The sequence below is a fragment of the Shewanella sp. MMG014 genome, assembly GCF_018100775.1.
In the GTDB taxonomy this organism is placed as follows: Bacteria; Pseudomonadota; Gammaproteobacteria; order Enterobacterales; family Shewanellaceae; genus Shewanella; species Shewanella japonica.
This window is the reverse complement of the sequence record NZ_JAGJDZ010000007.1, coordinates 170,729-194,565: the sequence shown is the minus strand read 5'-3', so window position 1 is coordinate 194,565 and position 23,837 is coordinate 170,729. Positions and strand designations below refer to the sequence as shown.

Below are 23,837 nucleotides of genomic sequence, written 5' to 3'. Positions count from 1 at the left end.
GCGAATGGAAGCTGTTTCATAAAAAATGCCGATAGTTGATGCTATCGGCATTTTTGTTATAAGGCTCTGGCCTGTCGATGTTTGAGCTTTAAAGCATGCGTCGTTATCAAACCTATTTAGGCTGTTTGATAGTTACTTAAAATTCGGCCTAAGTTGGCTGATGCTTCAGATAAATCAGCAACACCACTTGATGACTGGTTAGCAAGATCTCTGATGGTATTAGACTTAACACGAATTTCTGTCAGCTCTTTAGCAATATCGTTTGCCACCGCGCTTTGTTCTTCTGAAGAGGTAGAAATATGGAAACTCATGTCCATAATCGAACGAGAAGACTCGGCAATTGAGTTCACGTCTGTCCCAATGTTGGCAATTAAATCGCTGCTACTTTGTGCTTGCTTAACTGTATCTTGGGTAATGCTATCAATGTTAAGGGTTTCAGATTGCAATTGCTCAATCATGCTTTGGATTTCAACCGTTGCTGATTGTGTACGACTGGCTAAGGTACGGACTTCGTCTGCAACGACGGCAAAGCCTCGTCCCATTTCACCCGCTCGAGCTGCTTCAATAGCGGCATTTAATGCCAATAGGTTCGTTTGTTCTGAAATAGCATTAATGGTAGTAATCACTTCATTAATTTTGGTCGCGTTTTCTTTCAAGCTGCCTACGGAGTCTGAGGTTTTTTCAATGTATGTTGATAATTGCTCAATCTCTTCGATTGCTCTTTTTACACGATTGTAGCTTTGCTTAGTGTATTCAGAATCTTGCTCAACTTGCTGCGTGGCGTTTTTAGCAATGTTTGATACCTCTAACGACGATGCCGTCATTTCTTCCATCGCAGTCGCAACAGAGTCTAAAGAGACATATTGTTGATCTATTTGCTCGGCGCTTTGCTGTGTTTCATCGGCAAATGAAGACGAAGTATGGTGCAAGGTATCTGCGCTTTGCTTAACCGTCACAACCAGTTCGGTTAATGTGTCCATCGCTTTATCTAATGCGCAACCTATGGTGCCGAACTCATCACGACCTGGGTGGAAGCCCAAGCGAGACGTTAAATCACCATTGCCAATTTTTTTAGTGGTATCCCACAGCACGAAAAGTGCGCCGCCAATAAAGGTCGCATTCCAATAAATCACTAATGCAAAAGGCAGTACCCATAAATACGTGAGCAATAAGCTATAAAGTGCCGCTTGTTTGGCATCTGCCTCTAGTTGATAAACAGACTGGTTAAGCGAGAAGTATTGTCCATTTGATTGCATTACTGCGTTAATGTTGTTGCCATTACGTTCGCTTTGCTGATGATAAGTCGATACTGATAAACCAGTGGTTGCAGCTTGTTCGAGTTGGTCAGTGGCGATAAGCGTATTAACTGTGGTGTTGACCTTTTCAGTTAACATTGCCATTGATTGTTGTTCTATCTGATCGATACGGTCTAGGTAGGTATTAATTGAGACAAAGCTCAATATTACTAAGAATAACCCGAAAATTGCCCAGAACTTGTCGTTAATAGACATTTTGATAAACAGTTTATCAATATTACGAAATTCAACTTGTTTCATAAAATCAGCACTTGAATAGAAGAAATTAATTGGATTCTAGAGCAGGTGGCGTCGATTTGATATGGTTTTTTCACAAAAAAAGCGCTTTTTTATCGGTTATGCTACATAGGGAACATTGACTCAACAAACACTGGCGCAGTCTGATTATACACACCTTAAAACAGTGCTAAGTAAAGATGTGTTTTCATTTATTTATTCAATAAATTAACCATGAAACGCCTAAAGGCATTTTCGAAGGCATGTAATAAATCCATATCGTGATCGAGAATGTGGTTCATCGCGCCATAAGAGACTGCTTGATGGGCATAACAGATCCCTTCGGCTAAGTGCCAAGCTTCATGAAGCGCCTCCATATCAGCATAACTTTGCCATTGGGATAAATAGGCTTGAACAATTTGCTGCTTTGCAGGTGTTTTTTCTATACGAAAGACATAGGTGCCATCGATAAATGGGTGGCTAATACATGCATCACTCCAATCAAAATAGATAAACGGCTCGCTTGCTTGTTCAGTTGCTAATGCAGTATTGGGTGCAATATTTTCGATGTGTAAATCACTATGCACTAAGGTGTTAGGGAGACCAAGTTGCAGCAATGCATTAATCTGTTGTGTCAATTTAGTCATAACCTCGCTGATTTGCGCAGCAGATTGTGGTATGTCCTTAGGTAGGCGAGCGGTTATGTTGTCATCAGCAAACATGGCTGTTAATTGATCGGGTAAGTTACGAATATCACGTTGTATGCAGCCAGAATCGATTAATTTATCGAGATGCAGGATAGAGCGCTGCTGCAATTTTGCAAAGGCATTAAAGGGGAGCGCCCAATCTGACAATGGCACAGTATCAACAAAAGCAGTGCCAAAATCAGCGGTTAATAACCATTGTTGCTGAGGCTCATAAGCCAGCGTGGTTGCTATAGCATTTGGAAAAAGGTCATACAATGTTGCACATAACTGCGATTCATTAGAAAACAAAGGTAGTGAAGCAGTGGCTTTAAAAAATACATCACCTTTGTTTGTCTTTTGTTTATAAACGTACCCGAGACTCCAGCCTTTTATCAGTACTAACGAACCAATAACTTGGTAATCCAGCTCCCTTAATGATCGATTTACCCACTGTTGTGCTTGCTTGGGCCAATCAGGTTGTAACCAAGATTGAGATGTTACCTGTGTCATTAAGCGACCTTAAATGTGAATGTACGTTTGCTTACGATTATTGTTGATCTTTTTTGTACTTTAAATTCAGTTGCTTATTTTACTTTGAGTGCAGTCGCGGGCTGAGGTTATATTACTGTGATTGCACTTCTCATGATTTGGTAATTTAATAAGATCACATCAATATCCTAATATAGATAACAAAAAGAGAACAGGTATGAAGCTAATTCCCCTCGCGGCTGTGATGGTCAGCGTTGCATCAATGATGACAGTAAGCGACGTTATTGCTGACCAAAGTAATGAAGCGTCAGCTCATAAGCAGACAAATGTCAGTATGCATAGTCGTCAAATTGCCATTGATGAAACGGTAGTCACTGAACATAAAACGAAAGTGAATGGTAATAGCTTTTCTTATACTGCAACGGTTGGTACCCAACCTGTGTGGAACGAAAATGGTGATGCGGTCGCAACCTTAAGTTATACCTATTATCAGCGAGATAACGTTAGAAATAACGCCAAACGTCCTTTATTGATCTCATTTAATGGTGGTCCAGGTTCAGCGTCCGTCTGGATGGACATAGGTTACACAGGTCCTCGTGCCATTAACGTTGATGACGAAGGCTATCCTTTGCAGCCTTATGGGGTTAAAACCAACCCATATTCTATTTTAGATGTTGCCGATATCGTGTATGTAAACCCTGTTAATACCGGTTATTCACGGGTGTTACCTAATAAAGATGGCGAGATGCCATCAAAAGATGAACAACAGGAAATGTTCTTTGGGGTTAATGCTGATATTAAGTATTTAGCAGAATGGCTAAATACCTTTGTGAGTCGCAATGAGCGCTGGCGTTCACCTAAATACTTAATCGGTGAAAGTTACGGTACTACACGTGTATCTGGTTTGGCATTGGAGTTACAAGACCGTCAATGGATGTATTTAAATGGCGTCGTGCTGGTTTCACCAACCGATATTGGTATTGAACGCAAAGGCCCTGTAAAAGCCGCTAACCGCCTTCCTTATTTTGCCGCAGCCGCTTGGTATCACAAGGCGTTATCTGCCGATTTACAAAATACAGATTTAACTGAGTTTTTACCTGAGGTTGAGGCATTTACCATTAATGAATACATACCTGCGTTGGCAATGGGTGGTTTTATTGCGCCTGATCATAAGCAAAAAATTGCTGAGAAAGTAGCTTACTTTTCAGGCTTAAGTGTCGATGCTGTATTGAAGTCTAATCTAGATGTTTCAACTCGCTTTTTCTGGAAAGAATTATTACGTGAGCGTGGTCAAACTGTGGGGCGTTTAGATTCTCGTTACTTAGGGATTGATAAGCAAGATGTTGGCGATAGTCCAGATTACAATGCTGAGTTAACGTCATGGTTACACTCTTTTACACCAGCAATTAATGCGTACATTCGTGAAGAGTTAAACTATAAAACCGATATTAAGTATTACATGTTAGGTGATGTGCATCCGTGGGATCGCACTAACAACAAAACCGGTGAAAACTTACGTCAAGCAATGGCACAAAACCCGTATTTAAATGTCATGGTACAAGCTGGTTACTATGACGGTGCGACCAACTACTTTGATGCCAAATACACCATGTGGCAACTTGATCCAAGTAGCAAGATGAAAGACCGTTTAAGTTTTAAAGGTTATCGAAGTGGTCATATGATGTACTTACGTTCTGAAGATCTAAAACAGTCAAACCAAGATTTACGTGAATTTATTGAGAACACCATGCCTAAACCAGATATGGCGGCAAAATATTAATAAATCATGTTTCAGTTGCGCAAGCGGCGATTTAAGCTTGACTGGATGACACTTAAAATGGGAGCTTCGGCTCCTATTTTGATTAGGAAATCAACCTAGTTGTTGATTGAGTTATTTAGTTATTTTGTATTACAAAGCAGAAAGATAATGAGTTGGAGTGGTCAATGAGATTAAGGATGTTATCGGCAGTATCGCTAGGGATTACGTTGTCCATGCCGATGTGGTTACAAGCTAAAACGGTCAATGAAGCAGCATCAACGGCGAGTGATGTGTTATGTGAAGCGGCCTCGACGATTACCCCGATTTCTCAGATCCAAGGCACAGGAAGCAGTAGCCCTTTTGTGGTGGAAGGCACCAATGAATCGGTTAATGAATTAACCACTCGAGGCGTGGTAACAGCTCGAGCTGATAGATTATACAAAGGTTTCTTTATTCAAGATCCTCTCGCTGCAGGTTCACCTTTAGCATCAGACGGTATTTTTGTGCATTGGGGAGCGTCTGCACCCGCAGAAATCGTCCCAGGGATGGAAGTCTGTGTCACAGGTAAAGTACAAGAGTATTCAGGCTTTACCCAAATCAATATAGAACAACAGCAAAAATTTACACTCGGTAACCATGTTGGTGAGCTTGCTGCTACGCCTTTATTGGTTCAAGAAGGTCAAAGTTTGGCTCAAGCTCTTGAGCGATTTGAAGGCATGAAAGTTGTGTTAACAACAGCGAGTGACATGAAAGTCACACGTTCATTTAGCCTCGATTATGATTCATACCGTAATAACATGGTGTTGTCACATCAAGCACCATTAATGAAAGCCACCCAGGTTTATTCACCTTTATCCACTGACGCAATCGCATTACACAGTGCCAATCTCAGCAATCAACTTGTGGTTGAATCTGACTATAAAGCTGCGCATGGCGAGGTGCCGTATTTTTCAAATTTTAATGCCGATAACGGTTATATTCGTATCGGAGATACCTTGACCAACATTGAAGGAGTCATTGGCTATAGCTACGATCAATACCGTTTGATGCCAACCAATAGCATCAATGCTAGCGACTTTATTCGTAATCAAGACAGAGCGGCGGCACCTACGATTGCAAACCAAGGTGATATTCGGGTCGCCAGTTTTAATGTGCTGAACTTCTTTAATAGCGAATTTGGCGGAGATGCTAACCCATTAGGCCATAACCGAGGGGCAAAAGTTGAATCAGAAATGCGATTGCAGCGGACCAAAATCGTTAATGCAATGGCTGCAATGAATGCAGATATTATTGGTTTAATGGAAGTTGAGAATAATGGCTTTGGTGAATTAAGTGCCATTCAAAACTTAGTCACAGCGCTTAATGCAAAGCTGCCTGCTGAACTTGCTTATCAATTTGTTGAAGTCACTGACAATGGCGGTTTTGTCGGCTCAGATGCTATTGCTGTCGGTCTATTATATCGACCTTCTATGGTGACTTTAGATGGAAAAGCAAAGGTGATACCAACGCCTGAACAGCACCTAGAAGAAGGGGTGATTACACGTAACAATGGCGATGTAAAAGAAACGAACCCTGCATATCATAAATACCAGCGCCATAGCTTAATGCAAGCTTTTATGGTTGATGAGCAAAAACTGACAATCGTAGTGAATCACTTTAAATCTAAAGGCTCAGGCTGTGTCGAAGATTGGTTAAGCTTCAATGAAGAAACAGAGCCAGTAGATTTACAAGGCAAGTGTAATGCGTTTCGAGTCTCTGCTGCTAAGGTCATAGGCGAGTCGGTTAAAGACATAGAAGGGGATGTATTGGTTATTGGTGATTTAAATGCCTATGGCAAAGAAGATCCATTAGCAGTGCTAACTGATTATGATGCCGCGCTAAGTGAACGAGTCATTAAAACGGCATCACATACCCGTTTAAATGGCGTTGAGTATGAAGCAACAGGCCAGGTAATTGATAAAGGCTATGGGTTTATTAATTTAAATACGCAAGCCCATGGTGTAGCGACGTACTCATACAGTTATCGGGGGGAATTAGGCAATTTAGACCACGCCATAGGTAATGCCAGCTTAGCAGCACGTTTGGTCGCCATTGAAGATTGGCATATCAATGCGGTTGAATCTAACTTGTTCGAATACAGCAGTAAATATACCGGAGAGCTAGCCAAGTCTGACAATGTTTACTCTTCATCAGATCATGATCCAGTGCTCATTGCGCTGGCATACCCTCAAGCGGCAGTATCAAAAGTAATAGTCGGTGAAATTAAACAAAATGCTGGTGGCAGTTTAGGTTACTTGGGTTTATTACTTTTATTGATCTTATGCCTTCGCCGTACGTTTTCGCTTCAAAATGAGTCAACTCATCACTAATGGCGAGATTGGGTATGGTAGGTTAGTAAAAAGGAGCCTTAGGCTCCTTTTTTTATTGGTTGTTGTCACTTCAAGCCACTGACTGAGAGTCTATGGCCACTCTGGCCCGTTTGGATGCGGATTTTTGCTGACGCCGATTCCAATATAAATATAAGCCTGTAAAGCCTAGTAGTACTGGCATTAACCCTACAATACACCAAATAATACGAGTAATAAGTCCGCCAAAGTAACCAAAGTGCAGTTTTCTAAAACTGTCTAAAAACACCATTAATAAACCCGCTTCTCGAATATCTTGTTTATTAAGGAGTTTGCCTGTGGTTTTGTCAAAACTGACAGTGCTTGCGTACTCACTATGCAAAGGGTTACTGCTTTGTACTGCGCCATAAAAAGTAATATCACGTTCGGGTTCATGGGGCATAGCCAAGTAGCCAGCTTGGTAACTGGGAATTTCAGCATGGCTTTTTAGCCGCAATGACTCGAAAGAAATCTCAGGGCTATGAAGTGGAGCAGTGATGTAAACATGGCCGCCATCACCGTGTTCGTTTATTTCATGCAAGATGCCAGCAATGTTCCAGTAGCCGCCGGTAAAAGCCATGATGATTAAAATGGGTGAGCTTAAAATCCCGATGAACTTGTGAATATCACTGAATAAAACACGCTTAACGGCTTTAAAGCGCATGGTGAACAACTTTGCCCAAAAACGACGGTATAAAATGATGCCGCTGCCCCCTAAAAATAACATGATCAGTGCGGCAGCAAAGCCAACCCAAGCGCCTTTAACATCGAGTAAAAAGGTGTAATGCAATTCGAGCAACCAATCAGTGATGTAGTGTCCCATTGGCTGGGAGACTGACAATAACTCGCCGTTATATTGATTGATATAAATCTTTTCCCATTGTTCAGTGCCATGCTTAATCAAGTAACCTGCATCTGAACGGTGCTTATCGTCAAATAATTCCCATCCACCGAGCTCGTAACCTGGATTTGCAGCTAGTGTCGTTTGCATTAAGGTATCTAGGCTAACTCGTTCGCTGGTTGCTGTGGCATCAACGACCATATGCGATGGGCGCAATAGGCTGTCTATTTCGACCTTAAAAACCAAAATGCTGCCAGTTATTGAAATGATCAATAACGGCAGCATCGCAATTAAGGCTCCATAGGAGTGCCATTTAAATAATGTTTTTCTCATAATTGACTCTAATTAGATCAAAAAGGCTTCTTGCTTTACAGCAAGAAGCCCCTACATCAGCTTATAATTTCCAGCTTAATGTCGCGCTATAATTTGTTGGAGCACCATAGAAACCTTGCGCCCAGTATAGGCTCGTTAAGTATTTCTCGTCGGTGATGTTTTTAGCATTAACGCTTAGCTCAATATTTTCGTTAAACTCATAACGAGCCATCAGATCAACAATGGCATACGCATCTTGCGTAGTCACAACTGTTTTCGTTGGTTCTTGGTAACGGAAAATATCATCCTGCCAGCGCATGTTTGCACCAATTGTTAAGCCTTCTAAGAATGGAATTTCATAAGTGGTGCCTAACTTGAATAATTTTTCAGGAGTGTAATTAGCTACCTGATTCGTTTCGTCGCTAGTACTGATATCAAAGTCAGTGTAGCCAAGACTCACATTTAACCCTGGGTAAACTTCGCCAGCGACATCAAGTTCAAAGCCTTTACTCTCGATGCCATCTGCACCGTAATAACGCTGTTCAGTCGGTGGAAGCTCAGCGGTATCTGGGTCTAGCGTCGCTAAGTTGGTTTGAATGACATTGAAATAAGCCACAGTGGTGATCAACCTGCCATCAAATAACTCACTTTTTAGCCCTATTTCGCTGCTTTCGCCCGTAACAGGTTTCAAGATGTTGTTATTGATATCTTTTTCTGTTTGAGAGGTGAATGTTTCGGTATAACTCGCATAGGCTGAAAGTTCAGGAATGATATTATAAACTGCGCCAATATAAGGAATGAATTCAGCATCTTCTACAGTTTGATCATTACCATAAGCTTCTCCATCAACCTGCCAATCGTTAAAGCGACCGCCAGCAATCAAGTGGAAACCTTCGAATAAATTAAATCTACCGGTGAAGTAAGCCGCTTTTTGGGTCGCTTCAACATCACTGCCACTCAGGCCGTCAGCAAAAGTTGGTTTAGGAGTATTACCATCCCAGGTGTTGAGATCTGGCATTGCTGGGAAACCATTACCAGTGGTGTAATCATATAAGGATGTGTCGATATAACTTACTTTCGCATAGTTCACACCTACGACCAGCTGATGGTCTCTGCCAAACAGTTCAAAGTCACCATTTAAATATACGTCGACTAAATCATGTTCATCATCAAGATCATACTCACTGCCATAACCGGTTAATCCGAGCTCCGTTTCTTTATCAGGTGTGCCATATACATAGAAGAGCTCAGTACCTTCATCGGTGGTGCGGTGTGAGTAGGTTGCACGTAAATGCCAGTCATTATTAAAGTAATGGCTTAGCTCTGCGACAGTATTGTTTTTGACAACTTGCCAATTTGACCAGTCAGCTGAAGTATTGGTTGAGCGATCATAATTGGTTGGGCTGCCATCAGTATAGAAAAGTGGTAAAGCGCCCCAATTATTGCCTTTAGCATCATTATTTATATAACTGTGGCTAATAGACAGTGATGTATTGTCACCCAAGTTGGCTTCGAGAAAGGCATACATAATTGTCTTGTCAGTTTCATACCTGTCTAAATATGAATCTTTGGTTTGCTTGACGGCAACAGCTCTTGCTGCAAAAGTATCATTAATTACGTAAGTGCCATCGGCTTCTATGCGTTTGTTATCCCAGCTTCCGTAACTCGCTCGTAAATTAAGGTTACTTTGTGCCGTAGGGCGTTTACGAATAAAGTTAATGGTGGCAGATGGATTACCGACACCCGTCATTAGGCCATTTGCACCACGGATAACTTCAATACGGTCATAAATCGCTGTATCTTCATCTGCGTGGTTATTACCATTGGTTAGTGGTAAACCGACGCCATCAATTTGAAAGTTGGTGACATCAAAACCACGTGCAGTGTAGTAAGTTCGATCCGTTTCGATACGCTCAACATTAATACCGGTAGCGCTATCTAATGCAGAGTTAATATCATATAGCTGAAAATCCTGTAGCTGCGCGCTTGTGATAACAGAAACGGATTGAGGAATGTCAATAATTGCTAAGTCTAATCGAGAAGCACCACTTGCTGAGTGCGCGTTATAACCTTCAATATATCGGCCTTTAACTTCTATCTTTTCTAAGTCAGTAACTTGTTCAGCATCCTGAGCAGAAGTTAAATCTTGAGCAAAGACAGTGGCTGGGAGCATTAAGCTTAATGCACAACATATAGATTGAGATAGTAAATTGAGTTTCATAGTTTTTATCATCTTAACTAGAGTTTAAGCGCGGTGCTTATGACTAAAGTGGGAGTGTTGAGAGTGGGTTAATTTTTCGATGTAGATGATAATAAAAAGTGAATCAAAATTAAATAATAATGGTTATCATTTACAAATGAGGCTATTTGTAAATTAATTGCGGTGATTGCATCGCAGTCTTTATCGTTAAAAAAGCGGATAAATGCGAAATAGCACTGCTTAACGATGAGTTTTGTTATGATATATCATTTATAATTATGTGCTAAACCTTGCGCTTTATAGTCGCAATGTAAACGATGAGTCTGAGTGAGATAAATGAATACGGTAAGCCAGTCAGTATTGAAAAAACGGATTGATAGTATTGATATCATGCGTGGTATCGTGATGTTAATCATGTTGTTAGATCATGTCAGGGAGCGATTTTTCTTTCATGAACAAGTGACTGACCCAATGACCTTGGACAGTACCAGTACAGGGTTATTTATCAGTCGATTTGCTGCACATTTTTGTGCACCGACTTTTGTCTTCTTAACTGGTGTGTCAGCTTGGTTATATAGTCACCCTCAGTTTGGGCCTGAGCGCTCAGCAAGGTCTTTTTTAATTAAACGTGGTCTGTTTATTATTGCCTTAGAATGCACCGTGATTACTTTTCAGTGGATGGGTAATTACGAGATGATTTGGCTACAGGTTATGTGGGCGATTGGTATTAGTATGCTAGCGCTCGCATTGCTGATTGGCTTACCTCGAGTTTGGCTTGGTGTGATTGGCCTAGTCATCGTCTTTGGCCACAACATGTTAACGCCTATACAGTTCTCACTAGGTGAGTGGGGTTACACACTCTGGGCGATATTGCATGATCGCGGTAATATTTTACCTAATGACTTTATTGGAATTAGAGCCAGCTATCCAGTACTGCCTTGGATTGGGGTGATACTGTTAGGTTATGTGGTGGCACCGATTTACAGTGCGACATTTGATGATAAACAGCGCCATAAAATCCTTATTCAACTGGGATTAGCCTGTTTTGCTGTTTTTGCTGTTTTACGCGGTTTTAATATATATGGTGAAACCTTGGATTGGCAGCAAGGTGATAATTTGCTGATGACGCTGAAATCGGTATTTAACTTAACCAAGTACCCACCTTCGTTAGGCTTTTTATTAGTCACAATTGGCGGCACTTTATTATGCTTAAGGGCGCTTGAAAAAGTGAACCCACGCTACGGTAAAGTCTTGTCTACTTTTGGTTCTGCACCGATGTTTTTCTATATTGTCCACTTGTATTTATTACTGTTCATGTACCAATTTGCGCTTAATGTGATTGGGCCAAACTATGGTGATGTATATGGTTTTACTGATATTAGTTGGGTATGGATTACGACGGTGATTTTAGCGGTATTACTTTACTTACCGACCAAGTGGTTTAGTCAGTACAAGCATCAAAGCAAGCAGGCGTGGATTAAATACTTCTAATTGTTAATGAGTAAACAAAAGGCGCCTCATGGCGCCTTTTTAGTGTGTAGATTTATATCGATTCAGACGAATTAGTCGATTAAGTCGTACTGCTCAGCTAACACTTTAATAATATCGGCTTTAGGGTTTTCAGGAAGCTTAATGCTGCTACCTGTGACTTTTTCTGCAACACCGGTATAGGTACGCGATACATTCATCATCGCTTCAAGAGGTAGATCGTTGTCACGTGCTAATGCTTCACGTTCAGGCATTCTGTCTTTATTTAATAAAATGTCAGCATCATCAAAGTGATTGAGTAAGAACTGACGGAAACCTTCTTTGGAGTTTTCTACAATCTTACCGTCACGGTAAGCTGGGCCATCCCAAATACGTGATGAATCAGGCGTACCCACTTCATCCATGTAAATCAGTTTCGAATTACCTTCTTTGTCATCGACGTAACCAAATTCAAACTTGGTATCGACAAACATCTGGTCGTGGCTAGCTAAGGCATCTGAAATTACGTTAAAGCCCTCTTTAAGCAGTTTTTCGTATAAATCGATATCGGATGACTTTTCAAACCCAAATGCTTCCACATTGGCTTCAATATCTGCACGACTGATGTTGACATCATCTTGCTCTGGAACCCCAGGAATACCTGTTAAAATCCCTTTGGTAGAAGGAGTGATTAACAGCTCAGGCAGTTTTTGATCTTTTTCTAAGCCTTCAGGTAAGGTGATGCCGCAAAATTCACGCTCACCTTTTGCATATGCACGCCACATCGAGCCAGTAATGTATTGGCGACAAATTGCTTCAACTTTAATTGGTCGTGCTTTTTGTACTATCCAAACAAATGGATGTGGGATGTCTAGGATATGACTGTCTGCTAAGCCATGCTCTGCAAACAAGGTAAACCAGTGGTTAGAAATCGCATTCAGTGCTGCGCCTTTACCAGGAATACCTTGCAGGTTACCTTCGCCGTGGAAAATACAATCAAATGCTGAAATGCGATCACTGATCACCATGATGGCTAACGGTGTATCCGCTGGAACATCGTAGCCTTTGTCTTTAATAAGGCGGCGACTATCAGTATCGGTTAGCCAATAAACACTGCGGACCTTGCCACTGTGTACCGGTTTGTCGGTACGAATAGGCAAATCATTGTTAATTGCGAGAACTGAATCAGCAAGACTCATGACCAGTATTCCTTAGAGGTTAAGTGTAGGGAGCTATCCTTTAATAACAGGATATGTCGGTATTTTAATGGCGGCTATTTTACCTTTATTAAGCCAGATTTCCATGCTTATAACAGGGCTAAACTCTTAATCCTGTATAGCGAATACTGAGGGGCTTAATATTAGTTTTTAATGCTTTATTCGTTGGTCTGTATCAGGCAAGATATTGCAGCTTATACTCTTGTTAACATCTGTGAGACATTCTGTGCATCCTACCAAACTCGGTTTATTTTTTGTGTCTATTGCCGTCATTTTTTGGGGCATATTACCGATAGCGTTAACACTCTCTGGAAATTTTATCGATCCGGTTACCTTGACTTGGTTTCGATTTTTAGTGGCATTTATCGTGACCTTTTTGGTGATGTGGCATCTAGGGTATTTACGTCAGTTCATGTCACTTTCACGAGGGGATTGGGTTAAGCTCAGTGCTGCCGGCATTTTACTCATGTGTAACTACACTTCGTTTGTGTATTCCTTAGATTATTTATCGCCAGGTACTGCACAACTTAACTTTCAGACTGCGCCATTTTACCTTGCTTTCGGTGGTGCGTTATTTTTTAAGGAGCGTTTAACTGCGGTGCAGTTGAGCTGTTTTGCAACTCTGGCCTTGGGAGTATTACTGTTTTTCCACCCAAGTCTTGATATGTCTGCCAGTGATAATAGTCATATTGGTTTTGGGGTGTTAATCGTGCAGTTCTCTGTACTTTCTTGGACCAGTTATGCTTTATTGCAAAAGTCGCTGTTCGCTAAGTTATCGCCTAATAACGTATTGCTATATATCTATGGTTTGGGTGTTGTCGTGATGGCGCCATTCTGTGATTTCAGCCAATTCTCTAAGATGAACTCACCTGAGTGGTTTATTATCTTATTCTGCGCAGCCAATACGTTGATTGCTTACGGTAGCTTTGGACAAGCCATCAAGTATTGGCCCACAGCGCAAGTCAGCGCTATGCTGGCTCTGACACCTGTGTTGAGTTTCATTGCTAATAGTCTGGTGGTAAAGATGAACTTATGGCCCAACACCTTTAGTGCTGATGTCATTGATGCTTGGTCATTGCTTGGGGTTATCTTAATTGTCGGCGCTGTTTTTGCCATGCAGATATGGCCTTTATTACAGCAAAAACGCAAGCAGCCATCAGCTGACAGGTATCGTTAGAAACGGTAGTTGATATTGACTGCTGCAAAATTGGCAGTACTTGGCTGATCTTTATATTGCTCAGTGCCACGAATGACTGAAAAGGTTAACCCCCAGTTTTGCCAGTTAAGCATAAATCCTGAATTGATCATTGCTTGTTGGTTCGTTAGCTCGACTGAGTGGCTATCTGTAAAGTTATTGCCATCAAGGGTTATATCGTTAAATACATAACGTCCATACAAGGTCAAAAACAGCTGCCAGCTTAACTCGCTAGCAGGTTTTACTTGGTATCCATTGTTACTTCTTGATGCCGCTTGCGTTACGAAGGCATAACTGTGAGACAGAATATTACCGATACGAAATGACATACCAGCACCAACATCACTCATTAAATTACCTATTGCCGCATTTCCATGAATAACAGTATCAAATTCGACATTTTCTGAAATTGGGGTGTATGCCCATTGATATAGGCGTTGTGCTTCAACTCTGAATACAAGCTCATTACTTAGCTGATTATCCCAGCCCATTGGCTCTTTGGCATCAATGATTTCGTGAACTTGTTTTTGAGTTTGCTCTGCAAGTGAGCCTGGCCCGACAAGACCTAAAGTTATACTTAAGTTATCGGCGATACCATCACTAAAACTACGTAATGTAGATTGCCATAATAAGGTGCCAGCATATGGCCTGTCTGACTCTATGAGTTCCGCTTGTTGTAGGTCATCAGGGGTGTACATGCGCTGGGATACACTATAGCTAATTTGATACTGTCTTGATGCACCATGGTTTAAATAGCTGTAACCATAAAGACCTGTGAGCCAAGTGGGCATGTTAAGCTCATCAAAATCATCGACGATTGCCTTACCCCAACTCCACTCTAAACCATTGCTGTAGCCATTATCACTGGTATTAATAAGGCCAAATGCATCATTCTCAAAACTGAACTGTACCCAGTCACCATTTGATGTCGCTAAAACCTGCTGATGTTGATCTTCAGCGTTGCCCCCTGCTGCAGACACAACAATAGGTAAAACACTGCATATTAGTGCAAATGCGCGAGTAATATGTTTGGCTGGGTATGTACTTAGTAACATGAAACAAAACTATGTATCAGTAGGTATCGAAATGAGCGAAGGATTATACAGAAAACAGCATAAAAAAATGGAGCCTAAGCTCCATTTTTATTACAGGGTTTCAACAGATTGTTGATACTGTGATCAATTACTCGCTGTCACGTGGTTTACGTGGACGACGGTCGCCACGAGGACGATCATTACGATCACCACGAGAGCGGTCATTACGTGGACGACGTGGACGGTCGCTACGTGTAGACTCTGGGAATGGAGTATCACTTGCTTCTTTGATGTTAAGTGGCTTACCACAAACACGTACTTTACGAAGGTGTGTTAACACATCTTTTGGCATACCGTCTGGTAAGTCAATTGAAGTCACTTGGTCGAATAACTGAATTTGACCAATGAACTGACTGTCGATATTAGCTTCGTTAGCAATTGCACCAACGATGTTACCTACACCAACGCCATTATCACGGCCGACTTCAATTACGTAACGACACATTTTAACATCAGGCTTATCTTTTAAGCCTTCTGCACTACCAAAGCTTGTAGGCATTGGGCGGCCACCACGTGAATCACGACGGCTGTTGCGATCTCTGCCACCATCACGATCGCGGTCACGTGAATCACGTTGACGCTCTTGAATTGGAGGAAGTTGTAAAGGACGTTCAGCCTGAACTTGTTGTAATAATGCCGCAGCAAGTAAATCTGTATCGATTTCAAGCTGTTGACATAATTCAGCTACTGCGTTCTTCATGAAGTCTAAGTCACCATTAATGGTTTCTTGAACTTGCTCGCCTAAACGAGATAAACGACGCTCTGTTACTGTTTCAGGGCTAGGTACTTTCATTGGCGAAATACGGCTGTTCGTTGCACGTTCAATGGTACGTAACATACGCATTTCACGATTAGTAACGAAAAGAATTGCCATACCAGTACGGCCAGCACGACCTGTACGACCAATACGGTGTACATAAGCTTCTGAATCATATGGGATATCGTAGTTTACTACGTGTCCAATACGTTCAACGTCAAGACCACGGGCTGCAACGTCTGTCGCAATAAGAATATCTAGCTTGCCACGTTTTAGCTGGTCAACAGCACGTTCACGTGCTTGTTGGTTCATGTCACCATGTAATGGTGAAGAAGCGTAACCACGAGCTTCTAATTTTTCTGCTAGTTCAACACAGCTATTACGAGTACGCACGAAGATGATAATACCTTCTGTATTTTCAACTTCTAATACACGGACTAATGCTTCAAGCTTGTTGTGTTGAGATACTTGAACAAAACGTTGTTCAATAGATTCAACAGTCGTATGACTTGCTGCAATGCTGATATGAACAGGCTTGTTAAGGTGCTTGTTAGCAACACGCTTAATTTGCTCTGGCATAGTTGCAGAGAAAAGTGCTAATTGGCTTTCAGCTGGCTTGTGCTCAAGTACCCATTCGATATCGTCGATGAAGCCCATTTTTAACATTTCATCAGCTTCATCAAGTACTAATGCTTTAAGCGCATCAAGTTTCAGTGTGCCACGACGCATGTGGTCCATTACACGACCTGGCGTACCAACAACGACTTGTGGGCCACGACGTAGCGCACTAAGTTGTTGATGCATGCTTTGACCACCGTAAATAGGTAGTACATGGAAGCCTTTCATGTGTTTTGCGTAGCTACCAAATGCTTCAGCAACCTGTACTGCTAACTCACGAGTTGGAGCCAGTACTAAGATTTGAGGCGCATTGAGTTTTTGATCGACACTATTAAGTAGTGGTAGTGCGAATGCACCAGTTTTACCAGTACCAGTTTGAGCTTGACCTAAAATATCTTTACCTTCCATTAAAGGATCGATACTAGCAGCTTGAATTGGTGTTGGTTTTTCGTAACCTAAATCGTCAAGGGCACGAAGCAAATTCTCGGATAAACCAAGTTCGCGGAAAGTTCTTTCATCGGATGACATTGAGTTGTAGCCTTGTGGGTATGCACGAAAATAGTCGCATTCGTGCTAAAGTTTCACAGACAGAAAATCAACCCCGTGTCGATTTCCCGCGTCAAAGGGGCAATATTATAGCAAGCTTTAGCCTCTATGACTATATATTTTCAATATAAAACTAAAATTGGCCTGATTATTGAAAAGCAATTTGTTGCTTATCCACTGAGACTAATTCAAAAGCGGTCTCAGTGACGGCGGCTAAAAATCCGATATCCAGTGTTTCAATTGTATCTTCTACCGTGTGGTAATATTTATGGGTAGGAACACCTAAATAAAGCCATGGAATCCCTGCCTTATGAAACGGGTAATGATCTGAAGCTCGTAACCAGTCAATTTTTACCATGCTGCCGTTTTGCATTCTTGAACGACTTTCTCTGACACATAATTGATTATAGTCTTGGAGTTGGTATTTAAGCTGATTAAATTCAGTTAAATTTCTCTCGCCTTCTATATAAATGGACTTTGGTCTTGAAGGGTGACCTACCATGTCTAAATTTATCGACATTTCTATCTGCATGCTAGGTTGTGCAGTTAACTGTTCAACCACTGCATAAGAACCATATAAGCCTGACTCTTCTGCGTCGGTTGCTACGACCATTAAGTTAACCTTGTCATCACCGTTTGACTGCCAATGCTCGGCGATGGCTAGCATAGCAGCAACGCCTGAAGCATTGTCATCTGCACCAGCAAATACTTTATTGCCTTTTTTGCCAAGGTGGTCGTAATGGGCGGTAATCACTCGCCATCGTTGGCTATCATTTTTGGCTCTAATTGTGCCAATAACATTGATCCCTTCTTTATCAGCGAAGTTTGACCGATATTGAAAGCGGACTAAAAACGAATCTTGCCAAGGGGTAAGTTCGAGTTGTTGAAAGCGTTTGATGAGATATTGCCGAGATTGTTCGGCGCCAAGCGTATTGGTTTTACGTCCTTCAAATTCAGGGCTAGTTAAAATACGTATATCTTCGAGCAGTTGGGTTTTATCTGTCCAAAGACTGATAGGTTGATTGCCGCAGTTTTTAGATGCACAAGCAGATAGCGACAATATCATCATCAGGCTCAGTAATTTAAGCGCGAAGCGCATACCCTTGTTGATAACAGTATGTGCATTAGCCAGAGGCTTGATTAGAAATTCCATTTCGTTCCCTCTGGCTTATCGTCCGATGTTGCTTGATAGCTTATTTTTTAACAGATTTTTTTATCGTCTTTTTTGCCGCTTTCTTGGGTTTTGCCTCAGTAACTTGTGGCATTTTCTCCAACAGTGGCTGTAAAAAGCGTGCGGTATGCGACTCAGTGTTTTTAGCCACATCTTCAGGCGTACCTGTTACGAGTATTGTCCCGCCGCCTGAACCACCTTCTGGCCCTAAGTCCACAATCCAGTCGGCTGTTTTGATCACATCTAAATTGTGCTCAATAACAACAATAGTATTACCTTTGGCTTTTAGTCTATGTAATACATCAAGTAATAACTGAATATCAGCAAAGTGCAACCCGGTTGTTGGTTCATCAAGAATATACAAGGTTTTACCCGTATCACGCTTAGACAGTTCTTTAGCAAGTTTGACTCGCTGGGCTTCACCGCCTGACAAGGTCGTGGCGCTTTGTCCTAGGCAAATATACGATAAGCCGACATCCACTAAGGTTTGCAGTTTACGTGCAATGGCTGGAATAGGGTCAAAGAATACACGTGCTTCTTCGATGGTCATTTGCAGCACTTCGTGGATGTTTTTGCCTTTGTATTTCACGTCTAAGGTTTCACGATTATAGCGTTTGCCTTTACATGAATCACATGGCACATACACGTCAGGTAAAAAGTGCATTTCTACTTTAATGAGACCGTCGCCCTGACAAGCTTCACAGCGTCCACCTTTTACGTTAAATGAGAAACGGCCAGGTTGGTAACCACGGCTACGCGACTCTTGTGTTGCGGCAAATAGCTCACGTATCGGAGTAAAAATGCCCGTATATGTGGCTGGGTTTGAACGAGGTGTTCGGCCGATTGGGCTTTGATCGATATCAACGACCTTGTCGCATTGCTCCATGCCCTTAATACTTTTATGCGGAGCGGGCTCATCAATTGTGGCGCCATTAAGCATGCGGTGAGCAATCTTATAAAAAGTATCGTTAATTAGGGTCGACTTACCAGAACCAGATACTCCAGTTACACAAGTGAATAGCCCGATAGGAATCGTTAAATCGACATTTTTAAGGTTATTACCCGTTGCTCCAGTGAGTTCAATGACCTTTTTCGGGTCTATTGGGGTGCGCTGCTCACTGACATGGATCTGTTTTTTACCCGAAATGTACTGACCTGTGATCGATTCTTCACATTCGATGATATCGTTTAAGCCACCAGAACAAATAACTTCACCACCGTGCACTCCTGCGCCAGGGCCAATATCGATAACATGATCTGCCATGCGAATGGCATCCTCGTCATGCTCAACCACAATCACGGTATTACCTAGATCACGAAGATGGATTAAGGTATTAAGTAAGCGCTCATTATCACGCTGATGCAGGCCAATAGAGGGTTCATCTAATACATACATGACACCAACGAGTCCGGCGCCAATTTGGCTCGCTAACCGGATCCGCTGCGCTTCACCACCTGATAGTGTGTCTGCTGAACGATCTAAGCTTAAGTAATTTAATCCCACATTGACGAGGAACCCGAGTCGATCACCCACTTCTTTTAAGATTTTTTCGGCAATTTGCGCTTTTTGCCCTGAAAATTCGACACCGTTAAAGTAGGTCATGGCTTCGCCAATAGACCACTGCGTCAATTGAGGTAATGTGAGTTCGCCAATAAAGACATTACGTGCTTCTTCACGTAAGCGAGAACCACCACAACTTTTACACGGTTGTGTATTAATGAATTTAGAAAGCTCATCACGAACCGAGTTACTTTCAGTTTCACGGTAGCGGCGATCCATGTTATTTAAGATGCCTTCAAATGGATGATTTCGGATCACCACATCGCCACGGTCATTAATATATTTAAAGGCAATACTTTGCTTGCCAGAGCCGTGTAGTACAATTTTTTGCACTTTATCTGTAAGTTGTTGGAACGGTGTTTCAACATCAAACTTATAATGTTCCGCCAGTGAGCTGAGCATTTGAAAATAATAGAAGTTACGTTTGTCCCAGCCGCGTATTGCACCTCCAGCAAGTGATAGCTCACCATTGGTGATCACTCTGTCGGCATCAAAATACTGTTGAACCCCTAAGCCATCACAGGTTTGACAAGCGCCAGCTGGGTTATTGAATGAGAAAATACGTGGCTCAAGTTCTGCCATTGAATAGCCACAATGAGGGCAAGCAAAATTTGCTGAAAAGATTATCTCTTCCGTTTCACCAGCCATATCAGCGACCACAGCAATACCACCTGACATTTCAAGGGTGGTTTCAAACGATTCCGCTAAACGTTGTTTAAGATCGTCACGCACTTTGAAGCGATCAACAACAACTTCAATGGTGTGTTTTACATGTAAGTCTAAGGTTGGTGGGTCTGATAAGTCACAAACATCGCCATCAATACGCGCCCGCACATAACCTTGGGCTGCGAGACTCTCTAGCAGTTTTACATGCTCACCTTTACGTGCTTTAACGACAGGCGCCAACAGCATCTGACGACTACCTTCAGGTAACTCAAGGACTTTATCGACCATTTGACTTACTGTTTGTGCGGCGAGGGGCTGACCATGAGTGGGACAGCGAGGTTCACCTACACGGGCAAATAATAATCTTAAGTAGTCATAAATTTCGGTAATCGTGCCCACAGTTGAACGTGGGTTATGTGAAGTGGATTTTTGTTCAATTGAAATCGCTGGGCTTAACCCTTCAATATGATCAACATCAGGTTTTTCCATCAAACTCAAAAATTGGCGTGCGTATGCTGACAAAGACTCAACATAGCGGCGTTGACCTTCGGCATATAAGGTGTCGAAGGCCAATGAAGATTTGCCTGAACCTGACAGCCCGGTAATGACAATGAGCTTGTCACGGGGAATTTTGAGGTCAAAGTTTTTTAGATTGTGGGTTCGTGCACCGCGAATTTCAATGGTATCCATTCTTCACTCTGATGTTGTTCTCAGGGGCTTGGTAAGAGATCTACTTCTTTAAGCCGCCGAATTTTAAATGGGTTTAAGCTATTTTTGTCTAAATAGTTTATGTTGGTTTGTCGATTTTATGATGTATTTATACAGTATTTTATACAGTGTTGTATAGGGCTAAGTGCTTAGTTCATTTTCTGCGGTGTCATTCCTATTCGGGATAACCTGAACTGGGATATAAAACACATTATAACCTGTTTGTTTAATCTCATTAGCAAATACGACAATCAGTTGCTGCTTGGTTCATTATTCCTTTTGAGCTAAATTAGGACGCTGTGATAATATGCGCAACTCAAAATTTTTACTGTGACAAAATTAAGGGCAAGTGAATGGCCAAGAATGGACTATCCGGCATAGAGAAAAAAGTCGCTTTTTCGTTAGCCAGCGTGTTTGGTTTACGAATGATGGGCTTGTTTATGATCATGCCTGTGTTTGCGCTTTACGGCCAACACTTAGAAGGATTCTCGCCATTATGGGTCGGTATTGCCATAGGGGCATACGGCTTAACGCAAGCTTGTTTGCAAATTCCCATGGGCATGTTGTCTGACAAATATGGCCGAAAACCTATCATTTTGGGTGGTTTAGTCATTTTTGCTATTGGTAGTATTGTCGCTGCGATGTCTGATCATATTTACGGCGTGGTGCTGGGCCGTGCTTTACAGGGCATGGGAGCCATTGCAGCGGCGGTATTGGCACTCGCTGCCGACTTAACCCGTGATGAACAACGAACCAAAGTCATGGCAATCATTGGGATGTGTATTGGCTTTTCTTTCGCTTTATCCTTACTTGCTGGGCCGATAGTCGCTCAATATGCAGGCCTTGAAGGCTTATTCTTTTTAACTGCCATTTTAGCTGTGTTAGGCATGGTGATTGTACAGGTCTTAGTACCAAACCCTGTGTCTCAAGCCCCTAAAGGGGATACTGTTGCTACGCCGACCAAGCTTAAACGTATGCTGATGGATCCTCAGTTATTTCGATTAGATGCGGGCATTTTTATTCTTCATTTAGTATTAACAGCCGTGTTTGTGGCGCTGCCGCTGGATTTAGTTGATGCTGGTTTAGTCAAAGAAAAGCACTGGATGTTGTACTTCCCCGCTTTTGTTGGCGCATTCTTTTTAATGGTGCCTTTGATCATCATTGGCGTTAAGCGCAATAACACTAAAACCATGTTCCAAATCTCATTGCTTATAATGATGCTATCACTCGCTGCTATGGGAGTTTATGCTGATAATTTGTGGGTGCTCAGTGGCGCTGTGGTGTTATTTTTTACCGGCTTTAACTATTTAGAGGCATCATTGCCTAGCTTAATCGCAAAGTTTTGTCCTATGGGCGATAAAGGTTCTGCGATGGGGGTTTACTCGACCAGTCAATTCTTAGGTGCTTTTTGTGGTGGTATGTTAGGTGGCGGCGCTTATCAATTGGTCGGCGCTTCAGGTGTCTTTTATGTCGCGTTAGCGTTGATGTTTGTGTGGTTATTATTGACCATTGGCATGGAAAAACCAGTGCTTCTTAAAAGCTATACGCTTGAAGCTGAAGCGAAAGATAGAAATCATGCCCAAGATATGGCAACTCAACTATCACAACTTACAGGGGTTGCTGAGGCAATTGTCGTGATTGAAGAGAAAGCGGCTTATTTAAAAGTAGATGATCAATTCGATTTAAGAGAAGCTCGAGCTGTGTTAGGCTCTGTCAGCTAAGAATTAAATTCGTATTTTTGTGTGATAGTTGATGTGTCAACAGACATAAAAATGGCATAATTGATTCAACAGAATTTGAACATTAATAAATGTAGAACATGGTAAATCGCAGGAGATTTCAATGGCCAGTCGTGGTGTGAATAAAGTAATTTTGGTTGGTAATTTAGGTAAAGATCCTGAAGTTCGTTACATGCCAAACGGTAACGCAGTCGCTAACTTTACTGTAGCAACAAGTGAATCTTGGAAAGACCAACAAGGTCAGCAACAAGAACGCACTGAGTGGCACAACATTGTAATGTACCGTCGATTAGCTGAAGTGGCTGGCGAATACCTGAAAAAAGGTTCTAAAGTTTACTTAGAAGGTAAACTGCAAACCAGCAAGTGGCAGGATCAGACTACGGGTCAAGATCGCTATAAAACCGAAATCAATGCAATGGAAATGCAAATGCTTGATAGCCGTGGCCAAGGCGGTCAGCAAGGTGGTATGAACCAAGGTCAAGGTGGCTATGGTAATGCGCCTCAGCAAAGTGCACCGCAATCTCAAGGCGGATACGGCCAACAGCAGCAATCTCAAGCTGGTTATCAGCAGCCTGCTCAACAGCAAGCAGCTCAAAAGCCTGCTTACACGCCTAAGCCTCAAGCGCCAGCGCAGCAGCAAGGTAGTTACCAGCAGCCTGCTCAACGTCCAGCACCTGCCCAGCAACAAGGCGGTTTCCAACAACCTGCTCAACAACAGCAAGGTGGTTTCCAGCAACAATCTGCTCCAGCACAGCGTCCTGCACCAACACCACAACCGCAGAACACTACGCCAGATTTAGGCGGTGATTGGGATGACGATATCCCGTTCTAATACACAGTATTCGCTGGATTAATCGAAGTGATATTTAAAATCCCTGTTATGCAGGGATTTTTT

At 42.1% G+C, this 23,837-nt stretch carries 15 protein-coding genes; 6 read left to right on the top strand and 9 right to left on the bottom strand.

Annotation, left to right across the window (positions count from 1 at the left end):
• Positions 1-116: 116 nt before the first annotated feature.
• Both J8L86_RS13130 and J8L86_RS13125 read right to left on the bottom strand, forming a co-directional pair.
• Positions 117-1,556, bottom strand: a complete 1,440-nt coding sequence (locus tag J8L86_RS13130; RefSeq protein ID WP_211030745.1) for a methyl-accepting chemotaxis protein — start codon at positions 1,554-1,556, stop codon at positions 117-119.
• Between the two features lie 188 nt (positions 1,557-1,744).
• Positions 1,745-2,728: a phosphotransferase gene (locus J8L86_RS13125; RefSeq protein WP_211030743.1), complete on the bottom strand. Its 984-nt coding sequence runs from the start codon at positions 2,726-2,728 to the stop codon at positions 1,745-1,747.
• A 241-nt stretch (positions 2,729-2,969) separates the two neighbouring features.
• Between J8L86_RS13125 and J8L86_RS13120 the strand changes: the two genes are divergently transcribed.
• The gene (locus J8L86_RS13120; RefSeq protein WP_065110027.1) at positions 2,970-4,487 is read left to right on the top strand and encodes a carboxypeptidase; all 1,518 of its coding nucleotides are present in this window, start codon (positions 2,970-2,972) and stop codon (positions 4,485-4,487) included.
• 164 nt (positions 4,488-4,651) lie between these two features.
• Positions 4,652-6,835, top strand: coding sequence for an ExeM/NucH family extracellular endonuclease (locus J8L86_RS13115; protein WP_211030741.1), 2,184 nt, complete (start codon positions 4,652-4,654; stop codon positions 6,833-6,835).
• A 70-nt stretch (positions 6,836-6,905) separates the two neighbouring features.
• Here J8L86_RS13115 and J8L86_RS13110 read toward each other — a convergent pair whose 3' ends face one another.
• Both J8L86_RS13110 and J8L86_RS13105 read right to left on the bottom strand, forming a co-directional pair.
• Entirely contained in the window at positions 6,906-8,024 is a 1,119-nt protein-coding gene (locus tag J8L86_RS13110) for a PepSY-associated TM helix domain-containing protein (protein ID WP_211030739.1), read from the bottom strand.
• A 61-nt stretch (positions 8,025-8,085) separates the two neighbouring features.
• Complete coding sequence (locus J8L86_RS13105; protein ID WP_211030737.1) at positions 8,086-10,224, bottom strand: TonB-dependent siderophore receptor; 2,139 nt, start codon at positions 10,222-10,224, stop codon at positions 8,086-8,088.
• 315 nt (positions 10,225-10,539) lie between these two features.
• Here J8L86_RS13105 and J8L86_RS13100 point away from each other — a divergent pair, with 315 nt between their 5' ends.
• A complete protein-coding gene (locus J8L86_RS13100) occupies positions 10,540-11,694 on the top strand; it encodes a heparan-alpha-glucosaminide N-acetyltransferase domain-containing protein (RefSeq protein ID WP_211030735.1) in 1,155 nt (384 codons plus the stop codon).
• Between the two features lie 71 nt (positions 11,695-11,765).
• Here the strand turns inward: J8L86_RS13100 and J8L86_RS13095 are convergent, their stop codons facing one another.
• A complete protein-coding gene (locus J8L86_RS13095; RefSeq protein ID WP_211030733.1) occupies positions 11,766-12,869 on the bottom strand; it encodes a phosphoribosylaminoimidazolesuccinocarboxamide synthase in 1,104 nt (367 codons plus the stop codon).
• A 244-nt stretch (positions 12,870-13,113) separates the two neighbouring features.
• On the opposite strand from J8L86_RS13095, the gene J8L86_RS13090 reads away from it, so the two are divergent.
• Positions 13,114-14,064 (top strand): DMT family transporter, encoded by a 951-nt coding sequence (locus J8L86_RS13090; protein WP_348772655.1) that lies wholly within the window; start codon positions 13,114-13,116, stop codon positions 14,062-14,064.
• Here J8L86_RS13090 and J8L86_RS13085 read toward each other — a convergent pair.
• The 4 genes from J8L86_RS13085 to uvrA form a co-directional block, all read right to left on the bottom strand.
• Positions 14,061-15,137, bottom strand: coding sequence for a lipid A deacylase LpxR family protein (locus tag J8L86_RS13085; protein WP_211030731.1), 1,077 nt, complete (start codon positions 15,135-15,137; stop codon positions 14,061-14,063). The two genes, J8L86_RS13090 and J8L86_RS13085, sit on opposite strands and share 4 nt — an antisense overlap.
• A 127-nt stretch (positions 15,138-15,264) precedes the next feature.
• Positions 15,265-17,079, bottom strand: coding sequence for a DEAD/DEAH box helicase (locus J8L86_RS13080; protein WP_055022881.1), 1,815 nt, complete (start codon positions 17,077-17,079; stop codon positions 15,265-15,267).
• Between the two features lie 166 nt (positions 17,080-17,245).
• Positions 17,246-18,250 (bottom strand): M20/M25/M40 family metallo-hydrolase, encoded by a 1,005-nt coding sequence (locus J8L86_RS13075; protein ID WP_247663391.1) that lies wholly within the window; start codon positions 18,248-18,250, stop codon positions 17,246-17,248.
• A gap of 40 nt (positions 18,251-18,290) precedes the next feature.
• Positions 18,291-21,185 carry an excinuclease ABC subunit UvrA gene (uvrA, locus tag J8L86_RS13070; protein WP_211030730.1) on the bottom strand — a complete coding sequence of 965 codons (2,895 nt, stop codon included), beginning with the start codon at positions 21,183-21,185 and terminating at the stop codon, positions 18,291-18,293.
• 371 nt (positions 21,186-21,556) lie between these two features.
• Between uvrA and J8L86_RS13065 the strand changes: the two genes are divergently transcribed.
• Together J8L86_RS13065 and J8L86_RS13060 are read left to right on the top strand one after the other, a co-directional pair.
• Positions 21,557-22,924 (top strand): MFS transporter, encoded by a 1,368-nt coding sequence (locus J8L86_RS13065; RefSeq protein WP_211030728.1) that lies wholly within the window; start codon positions 21,557-21,559, stop codon positions 22,922-22,924.
• A 121-nt stretch (positions 22,925-23,045) separates the two neighbouring features.
• A complete protein-coding gene (locus J8L86_RS13060) occupies positions 23,046-23,774 on the top strand; it encodes a single-stranded DNA-binding protein (protein WP_080914764.1) in 729 nt (242 codons plus the stop codon).
• The last annotated feature ends 63 nt before the right edge of the window (positions 23,775-23,837 follow it).